The organism is Paenibacillus jepli (assembly GCF_047238105.1).
Classification (GTDB): domain Bacteria; phylum Bacillota; class Bacilli; order Paenibacillales; family Paenibacillaceae; genus Paenibacillus_D.
This window is the reverse complement of the sequence record NZ_JBDFMD010000001.1, coordinates 6,440,005-6,459,692: the sequence shown is the minus strand read 5'-3', so window position 1 is coordinate 6,459,692 and position 19,688 is coordinate 6,440,005. Positions and strand designations below refer to the sequence as shown.

The window sequence follows — 19,688 nt, the reverse complement described above, 5'->3', positions numbered from 1 at the left end:
ACTAGTCCAGTTCCTCCAAGCCAGACGGACAATCCGCCTTTCGTGCCAGCAGCAGCACCCAATCCTCGTTGTCCGGCGCGGCCGGCACCGGCCAGCTGCCAGTACCTTTCACGTCGAGGGCTTTGCCCGTCCCGGCTCTGGCATACTCGCCCTGCCTCGGATCATACCAGAAGGCATCGTACTCCTTAGCCCCAAGATGCAGCAAATGAAGATGGCTGTCCGCATTGCCGCGCGGGATATAGACCACATAGAGCCGGTTCACGATCGCTGCGCAATAAGGCGTCGTCAGGTCGGTGAGCGGCGGGTGGCTGTCATTGCGCAGAACCCAATTGCGCCGTGGGATCAGCTCCCACCAGGCGATGCTTTCAAAGAACGCCCGGTAGGGCTTGAAGTATTGAGAGCCAGGCAACGCGATGCCTCTCTGCCAGGACAAGGCGTCGAACGTGTCATACGGAATCGGGTAATCGGGGCGATCCGGATCATAGAACGGCCACACCCCCTCTGCGCCATACGTCTGCCCGCAGGAGCCGGACAGCGTGGCTACCCATGCCTGCCAACGCACATCGTAGGCGCCGCCGACCCGCTCCTCCCTGCCATGTCCTTCATACCAGCCTTCACTGTGAAGGACAGGTTTGGGCGGCAGCAGCGCATAATTCTCTTCTTGACGGTACGGGACCAGCCACAGCATACTTTCCTGATGTCCTGTCTGTGTCCAGTTGAAATCCAGCCATTCCTCCTGATGGAACTCCCCGGCTGACGATTGCAGATGAGCCTCGCGCGGCCAGGTCGACGGATGATCAAAACCATGCCGCGAGCTGGGATGGACCGTCACGGGATGGCGATAGGGATTCCGCTCCTGCACATGACGTCCCAATGCTTGCCACTGCTCCGTCGTCCAAGGGATTGGGTTGCGCTTGCCTGTTGGATAACTGTATTGATATTCGCCAGCCAGGCTCCATAGGAGATTATATGCACCGTAGCGGTTCATCAGCATGCGGGAGAAGCGCAGAGCGGAGCGTTGGCTGATCGCATCCTGCTTGCCGATCCAGGTGGAGTTGGCGGCGATGACAAAGCCTTCTTCCCACAATATCTGCATCTTCTTGTCAGCCTCCTGGAAGAAAGACGGGTTCATCTCGCTAAAATCATCTGTCTCCCGCGCATACGACGGAAACGGCAAGCCGCCGGCATTGCCGGCGGATGCATGAAAAAACTGGGTCTGGATCAGGTTAAACCCTTTGCGCTTGCGATCTTGCAGCCATTCATGGAAAGGTCCCTCCAGCCCACATGCCCCTCCCATCGCATTCCAATTGGTATCGCCGACCCAGAAAAACGGCGTGCCGTCAGCGAATTCGAAATGCCTGCCGCCATCAGCCACCCTGACGTGGCCACGCCAGTTGGCGTTGTCCCGTAAGGCTGCCGAATCGGGCGGCTCCGCCAGCCATTGCACATCGGCCGGAGCTTCTTGCACGACTCCCTCCTCTGCATGCAGCTGCCAGTGCCAAGCGCCTGCTGCGGGCAGCGTAAAGCGAATGAGCCAGCGGTTATCGCCATCCCAGTATGGAGCCATCCGCAAAGTCAGCTGACGCGATTCATGAACAAACGTAACGGTAAACGGCTCTTCCCACCAGCTATAAGTCTCTTGCGTAAAGAAAGCGATTTCATTAATAGCCCACTGTTTTACATGTTTGATCATGTTAACCCTCCCTGCCCAAGGCGGCTTGCGGAACCGCATGGGGTCCGTAGTTATGGATAAAATCGGAATAAAGATCCTCCGGCCATACCAAGTGATCGGAAATACTGCGCATATGCTCCTCCAGCTTGCTCAATAGAGATCGAATAAGAGCTTCCTGGGAACATTCAAATGCCAGATTGCAATGCTCCTGCGGGTCGGCCTCTGTATCATAAAGCTCCAGGTAGATCTCATCCTTGAAATGGTCCACGATCAGCTTATGCCGGTCAGCTACAATACAGCGTTGATAGTTGCCGCGCGAACCGTTGCCGTCATATTGAATAAAAACCTGCTCTCGCGGGTGCTGCGCCCCTTGCAGCGAAGGCATGAGCGAATGCCCCGGCAGTCCATCGGGCGGCACGACCCCTAATGCGTCGCATAGCGTGGGGAGAACATCAATCGCACTGACAAGCTGATGCACCTGGCGGGGCGCAATCCCCGCATCAGCGGGAAATTTAATATAAAGCGGAATGCGCGATGACTCTTCATACATGCACATCTTCTGCCAAAGCTTGTGCGAGCCCAGCATCTCGCCATGATCGCTCGTAAACACAATCAGGCTGTTATCGTACATCTGTTGGCGTTTCAGCTCGTCGATCAATTGGCCGACGCAATCGTCAAGAAGAGAGACCAGCCCCAGATATACGGGCCAGATGCGCGCCCAGTCCGCTCTCGTATAATGGCTCCCAAGCGCCCCCGTTACGTTATACAGCTGCAGCGGCGACTGGTTGGGCGACCACCGGCCCACATTCTCTGGCATCTGAACCTCGCGGAAGCGGGAATAGTAGGGCTCGGGGATGTGCAGCGGCGGATGCGGAGCCAGAAACATCGCGTTCAACAGCATGGGCTTGTCGGGGTCGCGGCTTCTCAGCGCCTCCAGTGAGGACCGGGTAATAAAGCTGTCATAAAAATGCGCCAAGCCTTCTTCGTAGCAACCAGTCGTCGGAATGGAATAGCGCTTGGCCTTGGTCACTGTGCCTCCCATCAGCTCCGGCGCAATGGCCTTGAACTCCGGGCCGCCCGGCTTGGGCCGCCCGAGCTGCTTCATATGCTCATTATACAATTTGTGAAACGGACGCCAGTGGGTCAATGCATCCGGTTGATTGTCCGGCTGATCGGCATGATAAAAATGCTGCTTGCCAGTATGCCAGCTGTCCCACTGCTGCTCCAGCAGGGAATAGAGATGCGGGATGCCGCTACGGACTTCTCCATGCGCCGCCTCGGACTTCTCCCATGGGTTAATCAGACAGCCGGTCTCGCCTGGATAACGTCCGCTGAAAAATGCGCCGCGTGCCGGCACGCAGATCGGGGATGCGCAATACGAGCGCTGAAAGTCCACGCTTTCCGAACGAAGGCTGTTAATATGGGGGGTATGTTCGCCGATGACATCCCAGCGCAGCTGATCTGCCATAATAATTATCACATGCGGCTGTTCTCTGTCTGCCGACTTGGTTGGATTGCTGATGATCAACGCCCCCTCGCGCAGTCACAATGTACGTAAAGAGATACAACATAGATCTATGGTAATGCCATTGTATAGCATACTCTTTAGAAGCGTCAATGTTCTGCGGATTGTTTTTGTTCGTACGAATTGCCGGATTTATATGGTTAAGAACGTCTTCGCGTATTGCAAATGGTCGCGTATGAGCTGCTTCATCTCCTCGGGCTGATTCGCCTTGGCCGCTGCCAGGATGTTGACGTGATCCCGGTAAGCTTGCTCTTTACGTTCGGGCAGCCGGCGAATCACCCGCAGCGCAAAACGGTAAAGATGGGATTGATTATTCTCCATAACGCTGATGATTTCTTTGTTGCCCGTCGCCTCGCATAGCAGCATATGGAATTCTGCATCCGATACGGTGAAGCGTTCGTTGTCTTGCTCCTTCATAAACCTGCGCTGGTCCGCCAGATTCAACTCCAGCTTTTCGCAGTAAAGCGGGCTCAGTCGACCAGCTACCTGCTCAGCTACGAAAAGCTCCAGCGCCAAGCGCAAATCGAACAAGTGCTTCACTTTTTCATAGGACAACTCCTTGACGAGTATGCCCTGCTTTGGCGAAACCTGCACGAACCCTTCCGCCTCCAGACGATCCAGCGCCGACTTGATCGGCGTCTTGCTCATCGCCAAATGATCGATGAGTTGTTTCTCCGATAGAAATTGACCTGCCTGAAAAGTCTCCTGCAAAATCCCCTGCTTGATTGAGCGATACGCCTTATCCTTCAAGAGCAGCGGCGCTTCCTCTCTGCCGCCCGGTTCTCTATGCTTTGCCAACCTGTGCACTCCTCTCGTTCCCGTCCAGCCTGCAGCCGAAGTGTAAGTATCCCCTATGTTATTCGACCTTGCAGCCGAAAATCCTGTTCAGCAGGCGAAAGGAGAGAGGGCCGCTATTCGTGCCCAAACGCGTAGGAGAAGCGGTACATTCCGGAGCCGACTGTGATCTGAGCCGCATCCAGGCGGTTGTGAGCTGCCACAATTCCATCCGCCAGCTCCAGAGGCAGTCCACTTTCAGAGACCCGTTCCTTTCTCGTACCATAGAGTGTGATTACAGCTGTCGTATTGGCCGGTATCGCACACTCCAGTTCGACGTTGTCCTCCAGCAGCACCCATGAGGACCGAATCTCGCCGTGCATGCTCCGGTAAACAGCACTTGCATGTGTGAAGCCGCCCCCCACGCGAGGCGCAATCCTGATTTGCCGGAATCCGGCACCTTCTGCTTCACTGCTGATCCCCGCCACCACGCCGTACAGCCAGTCAGCGATCGCTCCATAGGCATAATGATTGAAGGAATTCATATAGCGACTCCAAAAGGAACCATCGCTTCTGATCCCATCCCAGTGCTCCCATACCGTTGTCGCTCCGCGGCTCACCGCATACAGCCAAGATGGCGCTTCTTCGCGCAGTACCAGTTCGCAAGCCAGCTCATGCAGTCCGCCTTCGCTCAGCACATGGCAGATATAAGGCGTCCCGATAAAGCCGGTGCGCATCTCAGCTTTCCCCTGGCCATCCATCACCAGCGCCTGCAGATCCCTGAGCAGGCGAGGCCGGTGGCGGGCTTCGGCCAGATTCATATACAAGGTCAGTGCATGTGCGGTTTGCGTAGGTGCTGCGAGTCTGCCTGCCGGCGTAATGAATGTCCTCCTGAACTGGCGGACCACCTCTGCATGCAGCTCGGCATATCGAAGCTCATCCTCCTGCAAGTCCAGCAGACCGGCTGCACGGCCGAGCAATTCACACGAATAAGCGAAAAAAGCGGTGGCAATCAGATCGTCGGGCGTAGCCCCCTTGTAGCTGCCTTCCCTGGCATCCAGCGCAAGCCAGTCGCCATAGTGAAAGCCCGTGTTGTACAGTCCTGGAATCTCCCCTTGAACGTGAATGTATTCAACCCAGGCCTTCATACTTCCGTATTGTTCCGCGAGCAGACTCAGATCCCCATAGGCGACATACATCTGCCAGGGCACGATAACAGCTGCATCTCCCCAGCCGCCTGCCGAATGTTTCTCCAGCACGGAGGGAATGACCGAGGGCACGCCGCCGTCAGGCCGCTGATCGGCTGCCAGATCGCGCAGCCATTTGGAGAAGAATGGTGCCACATGCATCAGATAAGACGAGGCCCGGGCGAACACCTGGGCGTCGCCCGTCCAGCCCAGCCGTTCATCACGCTGCGGGCAGTCCATCGGAATATCAATGAAATTGCCGCGCTGGCTCCAGCGAATGTTCTGCACGAGCTGGTTTACACCTTTAGAGGAACAGGCAAAGCTGCCTGCAGACTCCAGATCAGAGTGCAGCACAACCGCCATGAATCGCTCCGGCCGCACCTCGCCGGGGTATGCTTCTATGCGCACGTAGCGGAAGCCTTGGAACGAGAGCAACGGCTGGTATGTCTCCTCCTCACCGCCGCTGCAAACATAAGTGATGCGCTGCTTGGCGCTGCGCAAATTGTCGACATACAGATTGCCTTCGCTGTCCAGCACCTCCCCGTGCACTAGCTCCACACGGTCGCCCGGATTGCCGCTAACCCGGAAGCGAACGCCTCCTGCCAGGTTTTGACCAAAATCGAGTACCGTTTCACCCGCCGGTGTGTGCAGGACCTTCTGTACCGGCAAGGATGCGGTCTCCCGGACCGGCATGCCCTCCTGCCCGATGATGGCATGCTTGCTGGCAGACAGCACCTTGACTCTGCCGCTGCCTGCAGGCTCAAGCGCCCTCGTAGCATCGTAATATTCGCCATCATAAAGGGAGGAGGCCACCAACGGACCCTGGAGTGCTTCCCACGTCTCGCCGCTCGACCAGATCTGCGCTTTTCCGTCTGTATAACGTACATGAAGCTGCAGCAGCATCGCTTTGCGGTCCCCGTAGACATTACGCTTGTATTTCCCCGTAAGCGCTCCTTTGTACCAGCCATCCGCCACGATGCACAGAACCGTCTGGACGTCTTCTGTCAGCAGCTCCGTGATATCGTAGGTCTGATATTGCAGGCGCTTGTCGTAGCTGGTCCAACCTGGTGAGAGCAGGCAATCCTCCAGCAATCGTCCGTTTACCTGCAGGCGGTAGATGCCCAGCGCCGTCGCATAAAGGCGGGCGCTGGCGACCATCCCGCCCGTGCGGATGCGGCCTCTCAGATAGTGAACGGAATCGGCAGGATCTTCTTCCGGGCAGGCGATCCACTGAGCATCCGCCCACCGCTCTGCCGACAACAGACCGGTCTCCCACCAGGACGGCTCGCTCCACCCCGTCTCTCCATGCGTCGTCTCCGCCCGCACCCGATACCAATACCTGACCGAGGGCTGCAGATCAGGACCGTCATAGGCGACCTGTATGGACTGGTCGCTGTCCACTGCTCCAGAATCCCACTGGATCTCCGCAAATTGAGCATCAAGCGCCGTCTGGAGTCGATAGCGCAGTTGTCGGACCAATCTGCCCTCTGCGTGCAATTGCCAGCCGAAGCGGGGACGCTGAACATCCAGTCCGAGCGGACGGTCACGGTATTCGCACCTCAACGCTGCAATCGTCGGCTTCATGCTTCGATAGCGCTCCGGGTCTTGCGGCTCTCCGGCGCCCGCACCTCCGCTTCATAAGCGATCAGGACCGCATCATGCGTCCAGGACGGCGCATCGACGACAAGCGTATCTGCCTCGGCCTGCCAGGAAGCTACCTCTTCGAAGCCGCGAACCGGATCGATCCAGCACAATCGCTTCGCCTTCAGCCGGAGCACGGCGCCCGAGCGCTCGGGAAAATAAGCCACCACTTGACGCCCTTCGCGATCAGCGGCTGCGACGGGTGCCGCTCCCTCTGACGAAACGGTGAGCTCATCGCTTGGCATGGGCTCGAGCCGCCACCAGGCCATCTCGTCAAGCAGTCGCTTCATCTCTGCGATATCATCGCTCCCGGGCAGACGCACGGCCTCGTCCCAGGCGGGCGAGTCGCCATATTTGGGTACGGCCGTACCCTCTCCCTGGCGGTGCCAATTCCATATCCCGTGAGCACCATAGGTGTAGCCGGCATTCGCCCCCCCAAGGATGCTGCTCCATGCAGTCTGACGGACCAGCCGCCGGTCGACGGTTCCCGGGTCCGGCCGCTTGCTAAAAAAACGAAACCCTTCATAGCAAGGCTCCCCGTTCAACACCGGCCGCGCAGGCTCCAGCTTCCTGTCGATCTCGGCATACCGCAAAGCAACAGCGGGGCTGCTGACCACATGACAGGACTGGAACATATGAAAGTCCAGCCAGGCCCGCTCATTCAGGTTGTCCGGCGTCGGCAAGCCGCCGTGGAGATGTGCTGTCATTAACCCATGTGGAGCATCCCGGCGAATCGCAACCGCGCAGGACTCGTAAATGTCGATTGAGCCGGCCTCTTCATAGTCGGAGTCACCGGTGACCAGCCAGCTCACGCCATAGGCTGCATAGCGTGCAGACAAGTAGCTGCCATAGCGTGCCGCAAGCTCTGTTGTAAATGCACAAGGTCGTTTGAGATGCGCTGAATTGCGATTGGCTCCCGGAACGGTACTGCACCATAAGGCGGTCAATGCAACGACGATCCCCCGCCGCACCGACTGAGCGATCATCTCATCGAGCATTTGGAAATAAGCAGGCTCCGGACGGGTCAAGTCCCATTGGCCGTCCGGCAGCAGTCTGAAGGGAAGTCGTGTATCCGCTTCCGTCGCATCCCATTGCGGCAGGGCATTCATCTGAACAACCGTATAATTCTGCCAGGAACGGTAATTGAGGTACGTGGTCCACTCCTCCATACTTGCTCGTGACGAAGCTGCCCACGCCGTATCTCCCAGCCAGAAAAAACGCGTCCCGTCCTGGTGGACGAACGATCTGCCACATCTCCCGGCGCGCAAAAAGCCGTGCCGGTAGAGAGGGTGTCCGCCCTCGTAGGGGCGGACATCTACAGTTCCTTCAACACCATGAAGTCCAGAATCCAAAGGTTCAGAGCTTGACGTCCGGTAATGCCATATGCCGTCAATCGTTGGCGCAAAGCGGACTCTCCACGTCGAACCTCCGTCCCAAAAAGCAGGCACCTCCGTGATGTTTCCATCAGGGGAAGTAAGTGTGCAAGTTACAGTTACATCCAGGTACGGGTTGCTGTACGCGCGCGCAGCGTGAAGCTCCGTCTCTGTTTTATGCCACGTCCATGTCTTAGTTGTCTTCATTTCTCTGATCCCTTCCTGCGACGAGGCGCTGCAGCTCTCCTGCATCCGTCAGAAACTGACCGGGGTCGTCCTCACGCACGAACTCCAGCATGGCATAGTGACTCCTCCCCGTCTGGGCAACCAGTTCAAAATAAGCCGCCCATTCTGCTGCGCCTTCTGCCAAAGGCAACCGGACGCCCGGCTCCCATTGGAAGACATGGAGGCTGGCAAGCCTCGGCAGGATATCCCGCAGGCCTGCAAGTCGCTCCTCCACACTCCAGGCGGTGGGAGGCTGCCAATTCATTCGAATCGCCGGATGCTCCAGTGCACTCATCAGACGCTGGACACTGATGCGGCTGTCAGTAAGGGTATTGGCATGATACTCCAGGTGAATCTCCATCCCTGCTTCCGCAGCCAGCTTCCCTGCCCGATGTAGATCATGGCGGACGGCTTCCCAATACGCTTCGTCAGCCTTGTCTGATCCCCGGTTTCCGGCCCACACCCGTATGGCAGGCGCCCCCAGCTCCGCCGCCGTATCCCGAACGGTCTCAAAGGCCAGCCCGGCATCCTCGCTAACTCCCGCGCGATAATAGGAGCCGTAAGAAGCAACGACCAGGCCAGCGTCCGCCGTGATCGCCGCTGCCTCCCGCGCAATCGCTTGGTCCCCGTGAGGTACATGGATGTCGCCGCCCCACTCAATGGCGTCCAATCCCGCCTGCGACGCGAGACGGACAATCTCATGGCATGCAAACTGTCGGAAGGTTACCGACAGTAATCCCGTTCTTATCATGACTACCCCTCCTGTTAATCAAGATGACGATGAGGCTATGCCAAGCGGGCAAACACCTCTTTGACAATCTCATACTTCGTGGCTTCACCGCGAAGAGCTGCATGGACATCCCTGGCGACAACATCAAGCAGCGAACGATGCCCCTGCCTTGTCGCGCCTGCGATATGGGGCGTCAACATGACATTGTCCAGCTGCCGCAGCTCATGACGGGGATCGAGCGGCTCCTGGTCAAACACATCAAGCGCGGCAAAAAAACGTCCGCTCTTCAGCTCCTCCGTAAGCGCCGGATAATCAATAACAGCTGCCCTTGCTGCGTTGATAAATACGGCGCCATCGGGAATCAGGCGAAGCAGCTGCTGACCGATCATGCCCCGGGTCGACGCAAGCTTAGGGGCATGGACCGAGATGACAGGACACTGCATGACTTCCTCCAGCGAAACGTTGACCGCATTCAACGCCGCTGCTTCTGATTCCGAGAGAAAAGGGTCGTATATCTTCAATTTTACGTCAAATGGCTGCAACATGCGAATCAGCCCTCTTGCTGTGGCGCCTGCTGAAACCAGCCCCACCGTCTGACCGGTCAGCTCCTGGCCGAGCAAGCCGGGGATGCCATAGCCTCCCTCATGCATGACGGCATTAAAGCGGTGGTAGTGTCGGAGTCCGATCATGATGGCTCCCAGACAATATTCCGATACGGCCAGCGCCAAGCGGGGGTTGGCGGAGAAGACGCGGATTCCCCGATCAAAGATAGACTCATCGAGCATATGCTTGACACTGCCGGCAGCGTGTGCAATCGCTTTCAAATTTGTCGCGCGATCTAGAAACGTTTGAGAAATGGTCGGTGAAGCCCAAGTCGTAAAAACGACCTCCGTTTCTTCTGCATACGCAAGCAATTCCGTCTCGGTCATTTCGCGTTCAAACGGATTCCATGTCGCTTCATAATGATCATTGATAAATTGCCGGCAGGCTTCGGAGCATACTTTGTTCTGCTGCCTCGGCGAGGGTAATACGAGTGCTTTGGGTTTCATCTGTTCAATCTCCTTTGGTTCCTTATTCCTTCCTGTTGCTGCACAGTAAGTATACTGAAATCAGACACGCTTGCCTATGTTCATAATTTGTGGTTGTTATCACAATTTACTTGAAATAAAACGCTTAGGCAGAAAAGCTGCCTCCTAGGGATCAAGTGTCCCAGGAGGCAGCAACCATGTTCACCCCCGACGACAACTGTACGTCAGGGCACGGATTGAATGGCTGTCGTCACCTTCAGGTTGTCAAACTCGGTAACATCATTCAGACTTCCCAGACCGATCCGGCCTGAATTCGCTGTTGCTTCATTACTGCCTATGAGCATATCGTCAAGATATACCTCCACTTGATCGGCTTGCCGCTGAATCTTAACCTGCTGCCATGTTCCGATAAGCGTCCCTACTGTCAGGCTTGCGGACTTGCTGATGGTCCCGCCTGTCACCTTGAAAATACCAGCGGCAGCCGCATCCTGATGCATGCTGACGTAGCTGTAATTGTCGGCATCAATATAATCAAAAATGACTGAATAATCACGAAACCCGTTGTTGGTGCCTGTGTTTCGCGCCTCTACTTCCAGAATAAAATCATTGGTAATTTGCACGTTATGAATGGACAGATTGCCGTTGCCCGTCGTTTGGGCACGGTCAGGAGCATCAAGAATATACACGCCGTTCTGAACGGACCAGCCGCCCATCAGTTCACTGAAATTGGCCGCATCTTGCGAGAAGTCTTCCTCTATCACATAGGCGGGCTCTTCGGGAGGCTCAGGGTCTCCGTCCCCTTCCCTGTCTTGCACGACGGCAAAATTATCAAACACGGTCACATCATTGACCGTCCCGAGACCGCTCTTGCCTCCCGCCGTAAAGGTCGAATCCGTGACACTTGCTGCAAGAACGCCGCTGACATACGCCTCCAGCTGGTGGCCGTCCCGCTTGACGGCAACGGAATACATCGTCGGCGGATGGACCGGGACAGGAATATCGGCCAGCTTCGTACGCGTGCCGTTCTCCACTTTGAAAATCGCCCCCGTATTGGCATCGACCTGCTGACCAAAGTTCGCGTAGTAGAAATTATTCAAATCCTGATACTCCAGAATAATCGAAAAATCGCGGAAGCCGTTCCAGCTGCCTGTGTTCGCGGCATCCATCGAAACTGTGTAATCGCCGGAGACGATCGTTTCATGGATGGCCAGATTGCCATTGGTCGGCAAATTGTTGGGACTGGTGACCCGGTATTGACCATCCGTAACCGACCAGGTGCCGCCGCGCACCGGCTCGAAGCCTCCTTCGTCCACACTGAAATCCTCGGTGATCAGAGTCGTGCGTGCCGTGTTGTTGATGATTACGGTCACGCCCGGCGACGTGACTGCGTTGCCTGCCGCATCCACCGCCCGGGCGGTCAGCGTATACTCACCGTTCGGATAGAGCGTCGTGTCCCAGCTCACCGAATACTCATCCATGCCGCCAGATGTTGTCTGAGGAGAGCCCAGGCCCAGACCGTTCAAGCGGAACTGTACGCTGGCCACGCCTCTGTCGTCCGTAGCGGTTACCGTCGTTTGTACGGTGCCGGAGACCTCATCTGTGCCATCAGGCTGCAGGTCAAATACCTCTGGAGCCGTTACATCAACCTGAATTCCGTCGCTGATCGGGAGCACTGTATAATTGTCAAAGCGAGCCTTGCTGTTGCTGCTGCCGATGCCCGTCTGGCCGCCTGCAAGCGAAGCGTCGCTGCCCTGCCCCAGATACGAGCCATTCAGATATACATCGATATACTCTCCGATGCGATCAATGCGCAACGTATAGGCCGCGCCTGGGATCATGGTCCCGGACAGCGCCTCGATCTGCTGCTCCGTGCCGTTCACCAGCTTGTAGATGCCGCTGTCGTTGCTGTCCTCGCTCAGACGGACGTACGCATAATTCGATGCGTCTTGATAATGAACACCTGCATCAGCTGCCGGCTGCCCGTCGTCTTGCTGAGCAATGTTGCATCTACCCTCAGAGAGAAGTCGTCTGTAAATGTTCGTTCATGCAGCGCCAGGCCGCCCGTATCGGACTGCAGAAGGTATTTGCCATTCTCCGCCTGCCAAGACCCGGCAGCCGTGAATGCACCTGCGCCGCTGTCGAAGGAGTCGCGTACCGGCAGGAAGCCCGGCTCATTGTGCACGATGACCCCCGCAGGCTCCGAGAGCGTGCGGTTGCCTGCCGCATCACGGACAGAAGCCGTGAGCGCATAATGGCCATCGGCATACCCGCTGCTGTCCCAAGTCAGCTCGTAAGGAGCCGAGGTCATCTCCGCACCGAGCTTCTTGCCGTCCAGCAGCAGTTGAACGCCCGTCACACCGACATTGTCAGTCGCTGTCGCAGTCAAGGTTGACGTGCCGGTCACTGGAGCTGTCGGCGCCGCGACCACGACCTCCGGAGCTGTCTGATCGCCACCGCGAGCAGCCTTGATGCGCTCGGCAATCTCAGGAGTAATGGCGGTTCGCGTCACCTGGTAATCGCCGGGATTGCCCTCAAAAAAGACGCATCCGCATTCCGGAGATACCGTTTGGTACTGAAGATAGTCGCCTGGCGAACGATCGGTCCGGTCGATCAGATACGTCCCCGGCACCAGATCCGTAACCAACACCTTTTGCGTCCCCTCGCCCGGCAAGGTGAAGCCCACTTCCGACATGGCTGCACCGCTGCGCGAGAAGAGCGCGGTGTTGCCTAGCAGCTGCGCGCCCGCCGCAGGGCCAGCCTCGATCAGCGCGGCCTCGGCCGGCACCGGCAAGCCCTCCTCGGATACGGTCATGGCATGGAGGAAGTGCTCATTTTTACCGCTTTCACTACCCGAAACCTCCAACCGGTATTTCATTTCTTCGAAGTCGGCATCATTGACAGTGCCCGGTGAGAATTCCGCCTGATTGGCGCCGTATCCGACTTTGTAGCCTTGTACAGCCTCCAGGCTGGCTGCCTGCGGCAGCAGCGTCCAGGACACCAGCTCACCGTTGTAGCCTTGCTCTGAACGAGGCGCGCCGGACTGGATGCGGTTGCCTGTAATGACAGGCTCATCTGCCGTATGAAGGATGAATTTCTTCAAGTAATCCTCGTCCGTTGCCCGGATGCGGTCGAAGACGAAGAAGGAGAGCGGATGATTCTTCTCCTGCGAAGGCATCGTCACCATAGAGCGCGTGACCTGCTCAGCCCGGTCGGGATTGCGGTTGTCATACGTATGCTGATATCCCTTGGTCAAATCACCGGAGATATAGGCATAATTGTAGCTGCCATCCACTTCATCTGTCCCTCTCGCAATCAAGTCTCCGGCATCGTAGCTGTTGCGCGGGTTGATCAGATCCTCTACACGCCCCGGCTGCCAGTCGCCGGATGAATACGGGAAGCGGATGCCGCCGTCATTGTGGGGATCGATGTACTCTGCTCCGTCGATCTGCTCGGGATTATAAATAATCAGTCCATTATGCGCGATCGTCGAACGGTAGAAATGACGCCAGTGCGCCGTCCCGTAATCGGCCGTGCTGCCGCGATACGAGCCGCTGTCTCCGGTCAAGCCGCCCTTGTAGTAGATCTGGAACGTGCCCATGTCCATGTGCTGATGGTTGCCGAACTGATATTTGCCGATGCGCATCTGCACGAGATAATCGTCGCTTTCAGGGTCGCCGATATCCCAGCTGCTGCGCGCCACCATCTCGGCGCCTACCGGCTCGGGGAAAAACGTCACCAGCGGCAGCCCGTCCAGACTCTCGCGCTCGCCCAGCTCGGACTGGCGCGTCAGCACATCCAGCACGGTTTCCAGTACCGGCTCCCTGACGCTGTAGTATTGCGCAGCATGGTAGAGCGCATCATCCTGATAATAATTGGCCATCTGCTGCAGCACGACGGATTTGAATTCCTCCAGCCCGTTCTGGGTTGACATGTCGCCGGAGCGGATCATCTCGCCGTCGGGCCGGAGATGGAAGATGTGCTGATACGCCAGGTCGCGGGTCGAACTGTCGAAGACATGCCCGCCATCCGTCAAGACGTTCATCATCATGCTGAACATCGCTGGGTGCGCGAACCGCGTCCCGAGGTACCCCGCCCCCTGATGGTGGAGGCCGGAGGACATCCAGAAGTTGTTGGCGCGCTGATGCTCATTGAAGAAGAAATCCAGCGCTCCGTTCCACATGGCAGGCTGCTCGTCGTATACAGCCAGTCCGATGACCAGCTGATGCCAATACCAGCCCTCCACATGGTGACTGGAGAGCGCCTTCGCGCTGGAGCTGATCGGGAAGCCGGGCGGTTTGTTCGGGAATTGCGCAAATTTGAGAAACTCGGTATAGAAGCTTTCCTTCTGCGCCGTTGACAGCAGATCATAACACCAGTCATATACGAGCGGAGCCCAGAAATAAATCGACATGGCCGAGCGCCCCTGACTCTCGCGATTGGAATCGTTGAGCCCGGTCAATGCAGTCAGCGTTTCTGAGATGGCCGCCGTCCCCAACGCCTCATCCTCCGTGATTAAATAGCGGAATGCTTTGGCAACGGGAGTATTGGCACTCAGGATCAAGTGCCATTCATCGTAGTATTCCGGATCATCGGCGATCCGGCTGCGCAGCTCTGGCAGCCGGTCTGCCGTAATGAAAAGGCGCGGGTGTTGACCTGCAAAATTAGGCACATCGGATGCATCCAACAGGTCAGCTAAAAACGGCTCGCCTGCAGGCATCTCCTCGGCCCCAGCTGCAGGCATCGCCTCTCCTGGCAGCAGTCCGACGCCCCCGCTCCAGAGCAGCGAAGCGATTATTCCAGAACAAATCCATGATCTCGTTCGTTTTCTCATCGGTTCGATTCCTCCCGGCTTGTGATGGTTGATCGCTTAGCTCTCAAGCTCTGTGACAATAAAGTTGTCGAACAGGGTCGCGTCATTAACACTGCCTATACCTGTCTTGCCGTCCAGAATAACAGTGCCGTCCGTGGCCGATCCGACCAGTTCGCCGCTGACGTATGCCCGCATCTGGCTGCCGTCACGAATCACATTGACCGTGTACATGGTCGGCGGATCGACCCGCCCGGTGAATGAGGTCAGTTTGGTCCGTGTGCCGCCCGAAACCTTGAAGAAGCCTCCGGCATTAGCATCGCTGGTCTGGCCGAAGCTGGCATAATAATAGTTGCCGGCGTCCTGGTAATCAAAGATGACTGCAAAATCGCGGAAGCCATTCCAGCTGCCGGTATTGCCGGCATCAACCGTCACCATGTACGCGCCCGAGACCGGCGTATCATGGATGGCCAGATTGCCAAGCGGCGTAAGATTAACCGCGCCGCTCAGCTGGTATCGCCCTTCCGTCACTGCCCAGGTGCCGCCACTGACGACGCTGAAGCCGCCCTCGTCCGTATTGAACCGCTCCTCTATCACGGTCTGGGCATCGGGATTATCGACCGTAACCGAGACCACCGAGGCATGCTTGCGGTTACCGGCCTGATCGGTCGCTACAGCGGAGAGATTATAGGTGCCGTTTGGATAGATCGTCGTATCCCAGTCTACGGCATACGTATCGGTCTCGGATGTCTTGGCATCTCCGAGATACAACCCGTTCAGCAAGAATTGGACATTGGCCACCTCGTCGTTGTCGATCGCTTCCGCCGTTACCTCGAGCTGGCCGCTCAACGTTGTGCTTGCAGCCGGTGAGAGTATTGTCACTTGAGGCGGCTGAACATCGACTTCCTGACCATCCATGATAGGCCGAACCGCTAGATTGCCGAAGCGGGCATCGTTGGAGGCGCTGACACCAATGCTTCCATCGGCTACGGAGCCGAGTTGCGCCTGCGCCACGAAGACACCATTGATATAGAGATCCGCGAATTGTCCATTGCGTCTGACCTCCAGCCGGTTGGTCGCGCCTGGTATCAAGCTGCGTTCCACCCCCGTCAGCTTGCTAAGCGTCCCTCCTGCATACTGGTAGAGGCCGCTCTCGGAGGCCGTCTCATGCAGCTCCAGGTAGCGGTAATTGTCCTCATCCATATAATCAAACACCAGCCGGACATGACCGCTGCTTCCCGGTCCTGTCCACAGCTGCGCATCCACGGACGCTTTCAGGTCTCCTGTGAACACGCGTGAGCTTCTTGCAATGGAGGGCGCCGTGCCCGCATGCTCCAGCACCAGTTTGCCATTGGCTTCCGCCCAATCCCCGGCACCCGTAAATGCAAGGTCGGCGCCGCTGTCGAAGGACGCATACCAGGGTAGGAAGCCTGCCTCATTGTGTACAGTCAGATGGATCGGCTCCGATAAGCGCACCAGCCCACCCTCATCTCTGGCCAGAGCGGTCAGACTATAATGACCATCGGAAGCTGCCGTCGTATCCCATGTATAAGAGTATGGCTCTGTTGTCTGTTCTGGTCCGAGCTTGCGGCCGTTCAGCATAAACTGGACACCTGCGATACCGGTTGCATCGACGGCGGCGGCCGTCAGCGTTACCGGGCCGCTGACGATAGCATCCGGTCCCGGCGCGCTCACACTTACCTCGGGAGCGAGCAGATTGCCTCCGAGCCGCTGCACCAGAGCGGCGGCCGATTCGGCAGTTGCACTCGTCCTGGTGACGCTGTAGGTTCCGGAATTGCCCTCGATATACAAGCATTTGCACACTTCGTCGACTTCACCGTACTGGAGATAGTCTCCCGCAGGTCGATCGGTTCGGTCGATGAAGTAAGCGCCGGGGACAAGATCGGTAACCAGAATACTTTGCTGGCCGTCACCTGTGATGGTAAAGCTGGCCGATGCCATCGGCGCGCCATCATCCGAGAAGATCACATTTTTGTTGAAGAGCTTGGCTCCTGTAGCCGCCCCTGCCTCGATCAGCTCTGCCTCGGCAGTCACCGGTATGCCCTCTTCACTTACCGTCAAGGCGTGCAGGAACCGGGTCTCGGCTCCAGCGGCTGCCTGCGATACCTCCAGACGATAGCCCATCTCCTCATAGAACGAGCCAACCGGCGTCCCGATCGGGTAATCTTTCTCATGGGCGCCGTAGCCGACCTTGTACCCTTCCACTACATCGAAGGTCGGCTGCTCCGGCAGGAGCGTCCATGAAGCCAGTTGCCCCTTGTATCCGTCAGCAGCACGCGCTGCAGATGACACCATCTTGTTCCCGCTGATGACGGGATTGGTCGCGGTATGAAGAATAAACTTTTTGAGATAGCTCTCGTCAGTTGCCAGTACGCGGTCGAATACGAAGAAGGCTAACGGATGATCCGCTTCCTCTGTCGGCATGGTTACCATCGAGCGTGTGACCAGATTCGCCCGGTCTGGATTGGCCGGGTCCGAAGAATGCTGGTATCCCTTCGTCAGATCCGCCGATAGATAGGCGTAGTTATATGTGCCATTCTGCTCGTCTGTGCCTCGGGCGATGAGATCGCCGCCGTTATATTCATTGCTCGGATCCGCGAAATCCTGCAGCTTGTTAGGCTCCCAGCTGCCCGAGGTCCGAGGAAAATGCGCGCCGCCGTCGTTCTGGGGATCCTGCCATGCATTGCCGTCTACCTGATCGGGGTTGTAGATGATCAGTCCATTGTTTGCGATCGTGGAACGATAATAATGACGCCAATGCGGTTGATTGAAATCGGTCTGGCTGCCGCGGTAAGCGCCGGATGGCCCTGTGAGGTTGCCCTTGTAATAAAGCTGGAATGTACCGAAATCCATATGCTGATGGCCGCCAATGACGGCATGGCCTCCCCGCATTTGCACGACATAATCGTCGCTTTCCTGCCCGCTGGTGTCCCAGCCGCTGCGGGCAATCATCTCGCTGCCGATCGGCTCCGGGAAAAACCGCACCAGGGGGACGCCTTCAAATGACAGGGCTTCCAGCGTCGCGGGCCGGACGATGATATCGAGCGCAGCCTCCATCACCTGATCGCGCGGGGCAAAATACGATTTGAGATTTTTGTAGACACCGTTCTCATACATGTTGCCGAGGATATCCAGCATCGTGTACTTGTACTCCTCGGACCCAGAAGTATCGGCCGCTACACTGCCGGTACGGATCTGCTGGCCATCCGGACGCAAATAATAGAGCAGTTGGTCGAGTGCCACTTCATGCGACGAATCAACGATACGCTCGCCGCCTGTCAGTTGATGCATCATCAAAATAAAATGGGTCGGGTAGGCATAGCGGGAAATGTACCAGCCCTGCTCGCTGATGCCGGAAGGGAACGTAAAGTTCAGTACGTGCTGATGCTCTTTCAGGAAAAAGTCAAGCGCGCCATTCCACATCGCCGGGTCCTCGTCATAGATGGCAAGCCCCATCCACAGCTGGTTATAGAACCATCCGGCGCTGTGGTGGCCGGTCAGCGTGTTCGCGTTCTGATTGATCGGAAAGCCTGGCGGCTTGTCCGGAAAGGTCGCAGCTCTTACGAAATGACTAATAAATTCATCCTTCTGAGCTGTCGTCAGCCTGTCGTAGCACCAGTCATATACCATGGGACCGTAAGTATAAGCGGTCATGTAAGAACGGCCGCGGTCTTCGACGTCCGCATCCGTGAATCCGCGATACACATCCAGCATGGCGGATATCGCCTGATCCCCCAGCTCGGGATCCTCCGTGATCAGATAACGGAAGGCGAGCGCTAGCGGACTGGAAGTCTGGCTCATAATAACTTGATATTGCGGATGATATTGTGGCTGATGGATCTTGGCCTTGAGCTCGCTCAGGCCGTCCGGCGTGATGAACAGCCGGGGGTGCATGCCTGAGAAATCTGCCAGGTCGGAGGGTGAAGTGATCGTTGCGGGCTCGAATGAGAAGCGGTCCAGCCACTGCCCCTCCGCTGTTGCGGAAGCCTCAGCCGCCTGCAGGGGCGGGCTTGGTAATAACTGTGCCGACCATCCCGGCGGGAACGCAAAAAGAGCTAGAGTCAGGACAAGTATTGCACTGATTCGGCGAGCAGATCCGAGCATGGGTTGTCCACCTTTCTCAATAAGGAATAAGTTGCGGTCAGTCGCTTTCAATCTGGTAGCGCTTACAAACAATTCAAAGCTATCCCCCTCTCTCAATTAGCATTTAGGATACAACATAGATCTATATAAAATTCAATTATGATCCTACATCGTTTTATTGGGGATGTAAAGAAAATCTTCACTGGTTGCGGACAAGCCTAAGGAGCACGAAAGCCCGCTCCGGCACTCCCGCCCCGGAGCTGGCTGCAGCTTTATTTCAGTAGAACGGCAGCAGTGACAGTCCCAGCAGTGCGGCGAGCGGGAATATCTGCCGGGCAAAAAATCTTCTCGGATAATAAGGGTACGGGTATAACGGCGGTCTGCCGAACGGCGTTCCCCAATACGGATACGGACCGAATGCCCGAGTATTCCATTCCGGCCCGCAAGGCACGGCCAAACAAACCACCTCATCGTCCACATATTCTACGAAGCCGTCCGTACACCAGCCCTCTTTCGTATTGGCCACGACATAGCGGTGCATATGATCGTGACACAATTTCTTCATCTGCTCCTTATCCATCTTCCCAACTCCTTTCTTCTATGCTTCATCTTATTCGGAGGT

At 57.0% G+C, this 19,688-nt stretch carries 11 protein-coding genes; all 11 read right to left on the bottom strand.

Annotated features, from left to right (window positions below):
* Nucleotide 1 precedes the first annotated feature (1 nt).
* Nucleotides 2–1,693, bottom strand: a complete 1,692-nt coding sequence (locus ABC336_RS27315) for a glycoside hydrolase family 140 protein (protein WP_413241670.1) — start codon at nucleotides 1,691–1,693, stop codon at nucleotides 2–4.
* Nucleotide 1,694: 1 nt separating this feature from the next.
* On the bottom strand, nucleotides 1,695–3,200 hold the full coding sequence (locus ABC336_RS27310) for a sulfatase family protein (protein WP_413241669.1): 1,506 nt from the start codon (nucleotides 3,198–3,200) through the stop codon (nucleotides 1,695–1,697).
* A 129-nt stretch (nucleotides 3,201–3,329) separates the two neighbouring features.
* Nucleotides 3,330–3,995, bottom strand: coding sequence for a GntR family transcriptional regulator (locus tag ABC336_RS27305; protein WP_413241668.1), 666 nt, complete (start codon nucleotides 3,993–3,995; stop codon nucleotides 3,330–3,332).
* 113 nt (nucleotides 3,996–4,108) lie between these two features.
* Complete coding sequence (locus tag ABC336_RS27300) at nucleotides 4,109–6,742, bottom strand: family 78 glycoside hydrolase catalytic domain (protein WP_413241667.1); 2,634 nt, start codon at nucleotides 6,740–6,742, stop codon at nucleotides 4,109–4,111.
* Entirely contained in the window at nucleotides 6,739–8,379 is a 1,641-nt protein-coding gene (locus ABC336_RS27295; RefSeq protein WP_413241666.1) for a glycoside hydrolase family 140 protein, read from the bottom strand. The genes ABC336_RS27300 and ABC336_RS27295 overlap by 4 nt, the downstream gene beginning before the upstream one ends.
* A complete protein-coding gene (locus ABC336_RS27290) occupies nucleotides 8,366–9,148 on the bottom strand; it encodes a sugar phosphate isomerase/epimerase family protein (RefSeq protein WP_413241665.1) in 783 nt (260 codons plus the stop codon). The genes ABC336_RS27295 and ABC336_RS27290 overlap by 14 nt, the downstream gene beginning before the upstream one ends.
* A gap of 35 nt (nucleotides 9,149–9,183) precedes the next feature.
* Nucleotides 9,184–10,176 carry a hydroxyacid dehydrogenase gene (locus tag ABC336_RS27285; protein WP_413241664.1) on the bottom strand — a complete coding sequence of 331 codons (993 nt, stop codon included), beginning with the start codon at nucleotides 10,174–10,176 and terminating at the stop codon, nucleotides 9,184–9,186.
* Between the two features lie 203 nt (nucleotides 10,177–10,379).
* Nucleotides 10,380–12,035, bottom strand: coding sequence for a 3-keto-alpha-glucoside-1,2-lyase-like domain-containing protein (locus tag ABC336_RS27280; protein ID WP_413241663.1), 1,656 nt, complete (start codon nucleotides 12,033–12,035; stop codon nucleotides 10,380–10,382).
* Between the two features lie 35 nt (nucleotides 12,036–12,070).
* Nucleotides 12,071–14,986, bottom strand: a complete 2,916-nt coding sequence (locus tag ABC336_RS27275; protein ID WP_413241662.1) for an Ig-like domain-containing protein — start codon at nucleotides 14,984–14,986, stop codon at nucleotides 12,071–12,073.
* A 36-nt stretch (nucleotides 14,987–15,022) separates the two neighbouring features.
* Nucleotides 15,023–19,087: an Ig-like domain-containing protein gene (locus tag ABC336_RS27270; RefSeq protein WP_413241661.1), complete on the bottom strand. Its 4,065-nt coding sequence runs from the start codon at nucleotides 19,085–19,087 to the stop codon at nucleotides 15,023–15,025.
* 256 nt (nucleotides 19,088–19,343) lie between these two features.
* Nucleotides 19,344–19,646: a hypothetical protein gene (locus ABC336_RS27265; RefSeq protein WP_413241660.1), complete on the bottom strand. Its 303-nt coding sequence runs from the start codon at nucleotides 19,644–19,646 to the stop codon at nucleotides 19,344–19,346.
* Nucleotides 19,647–19,688 lie beyond the last annotated feature (42 nt).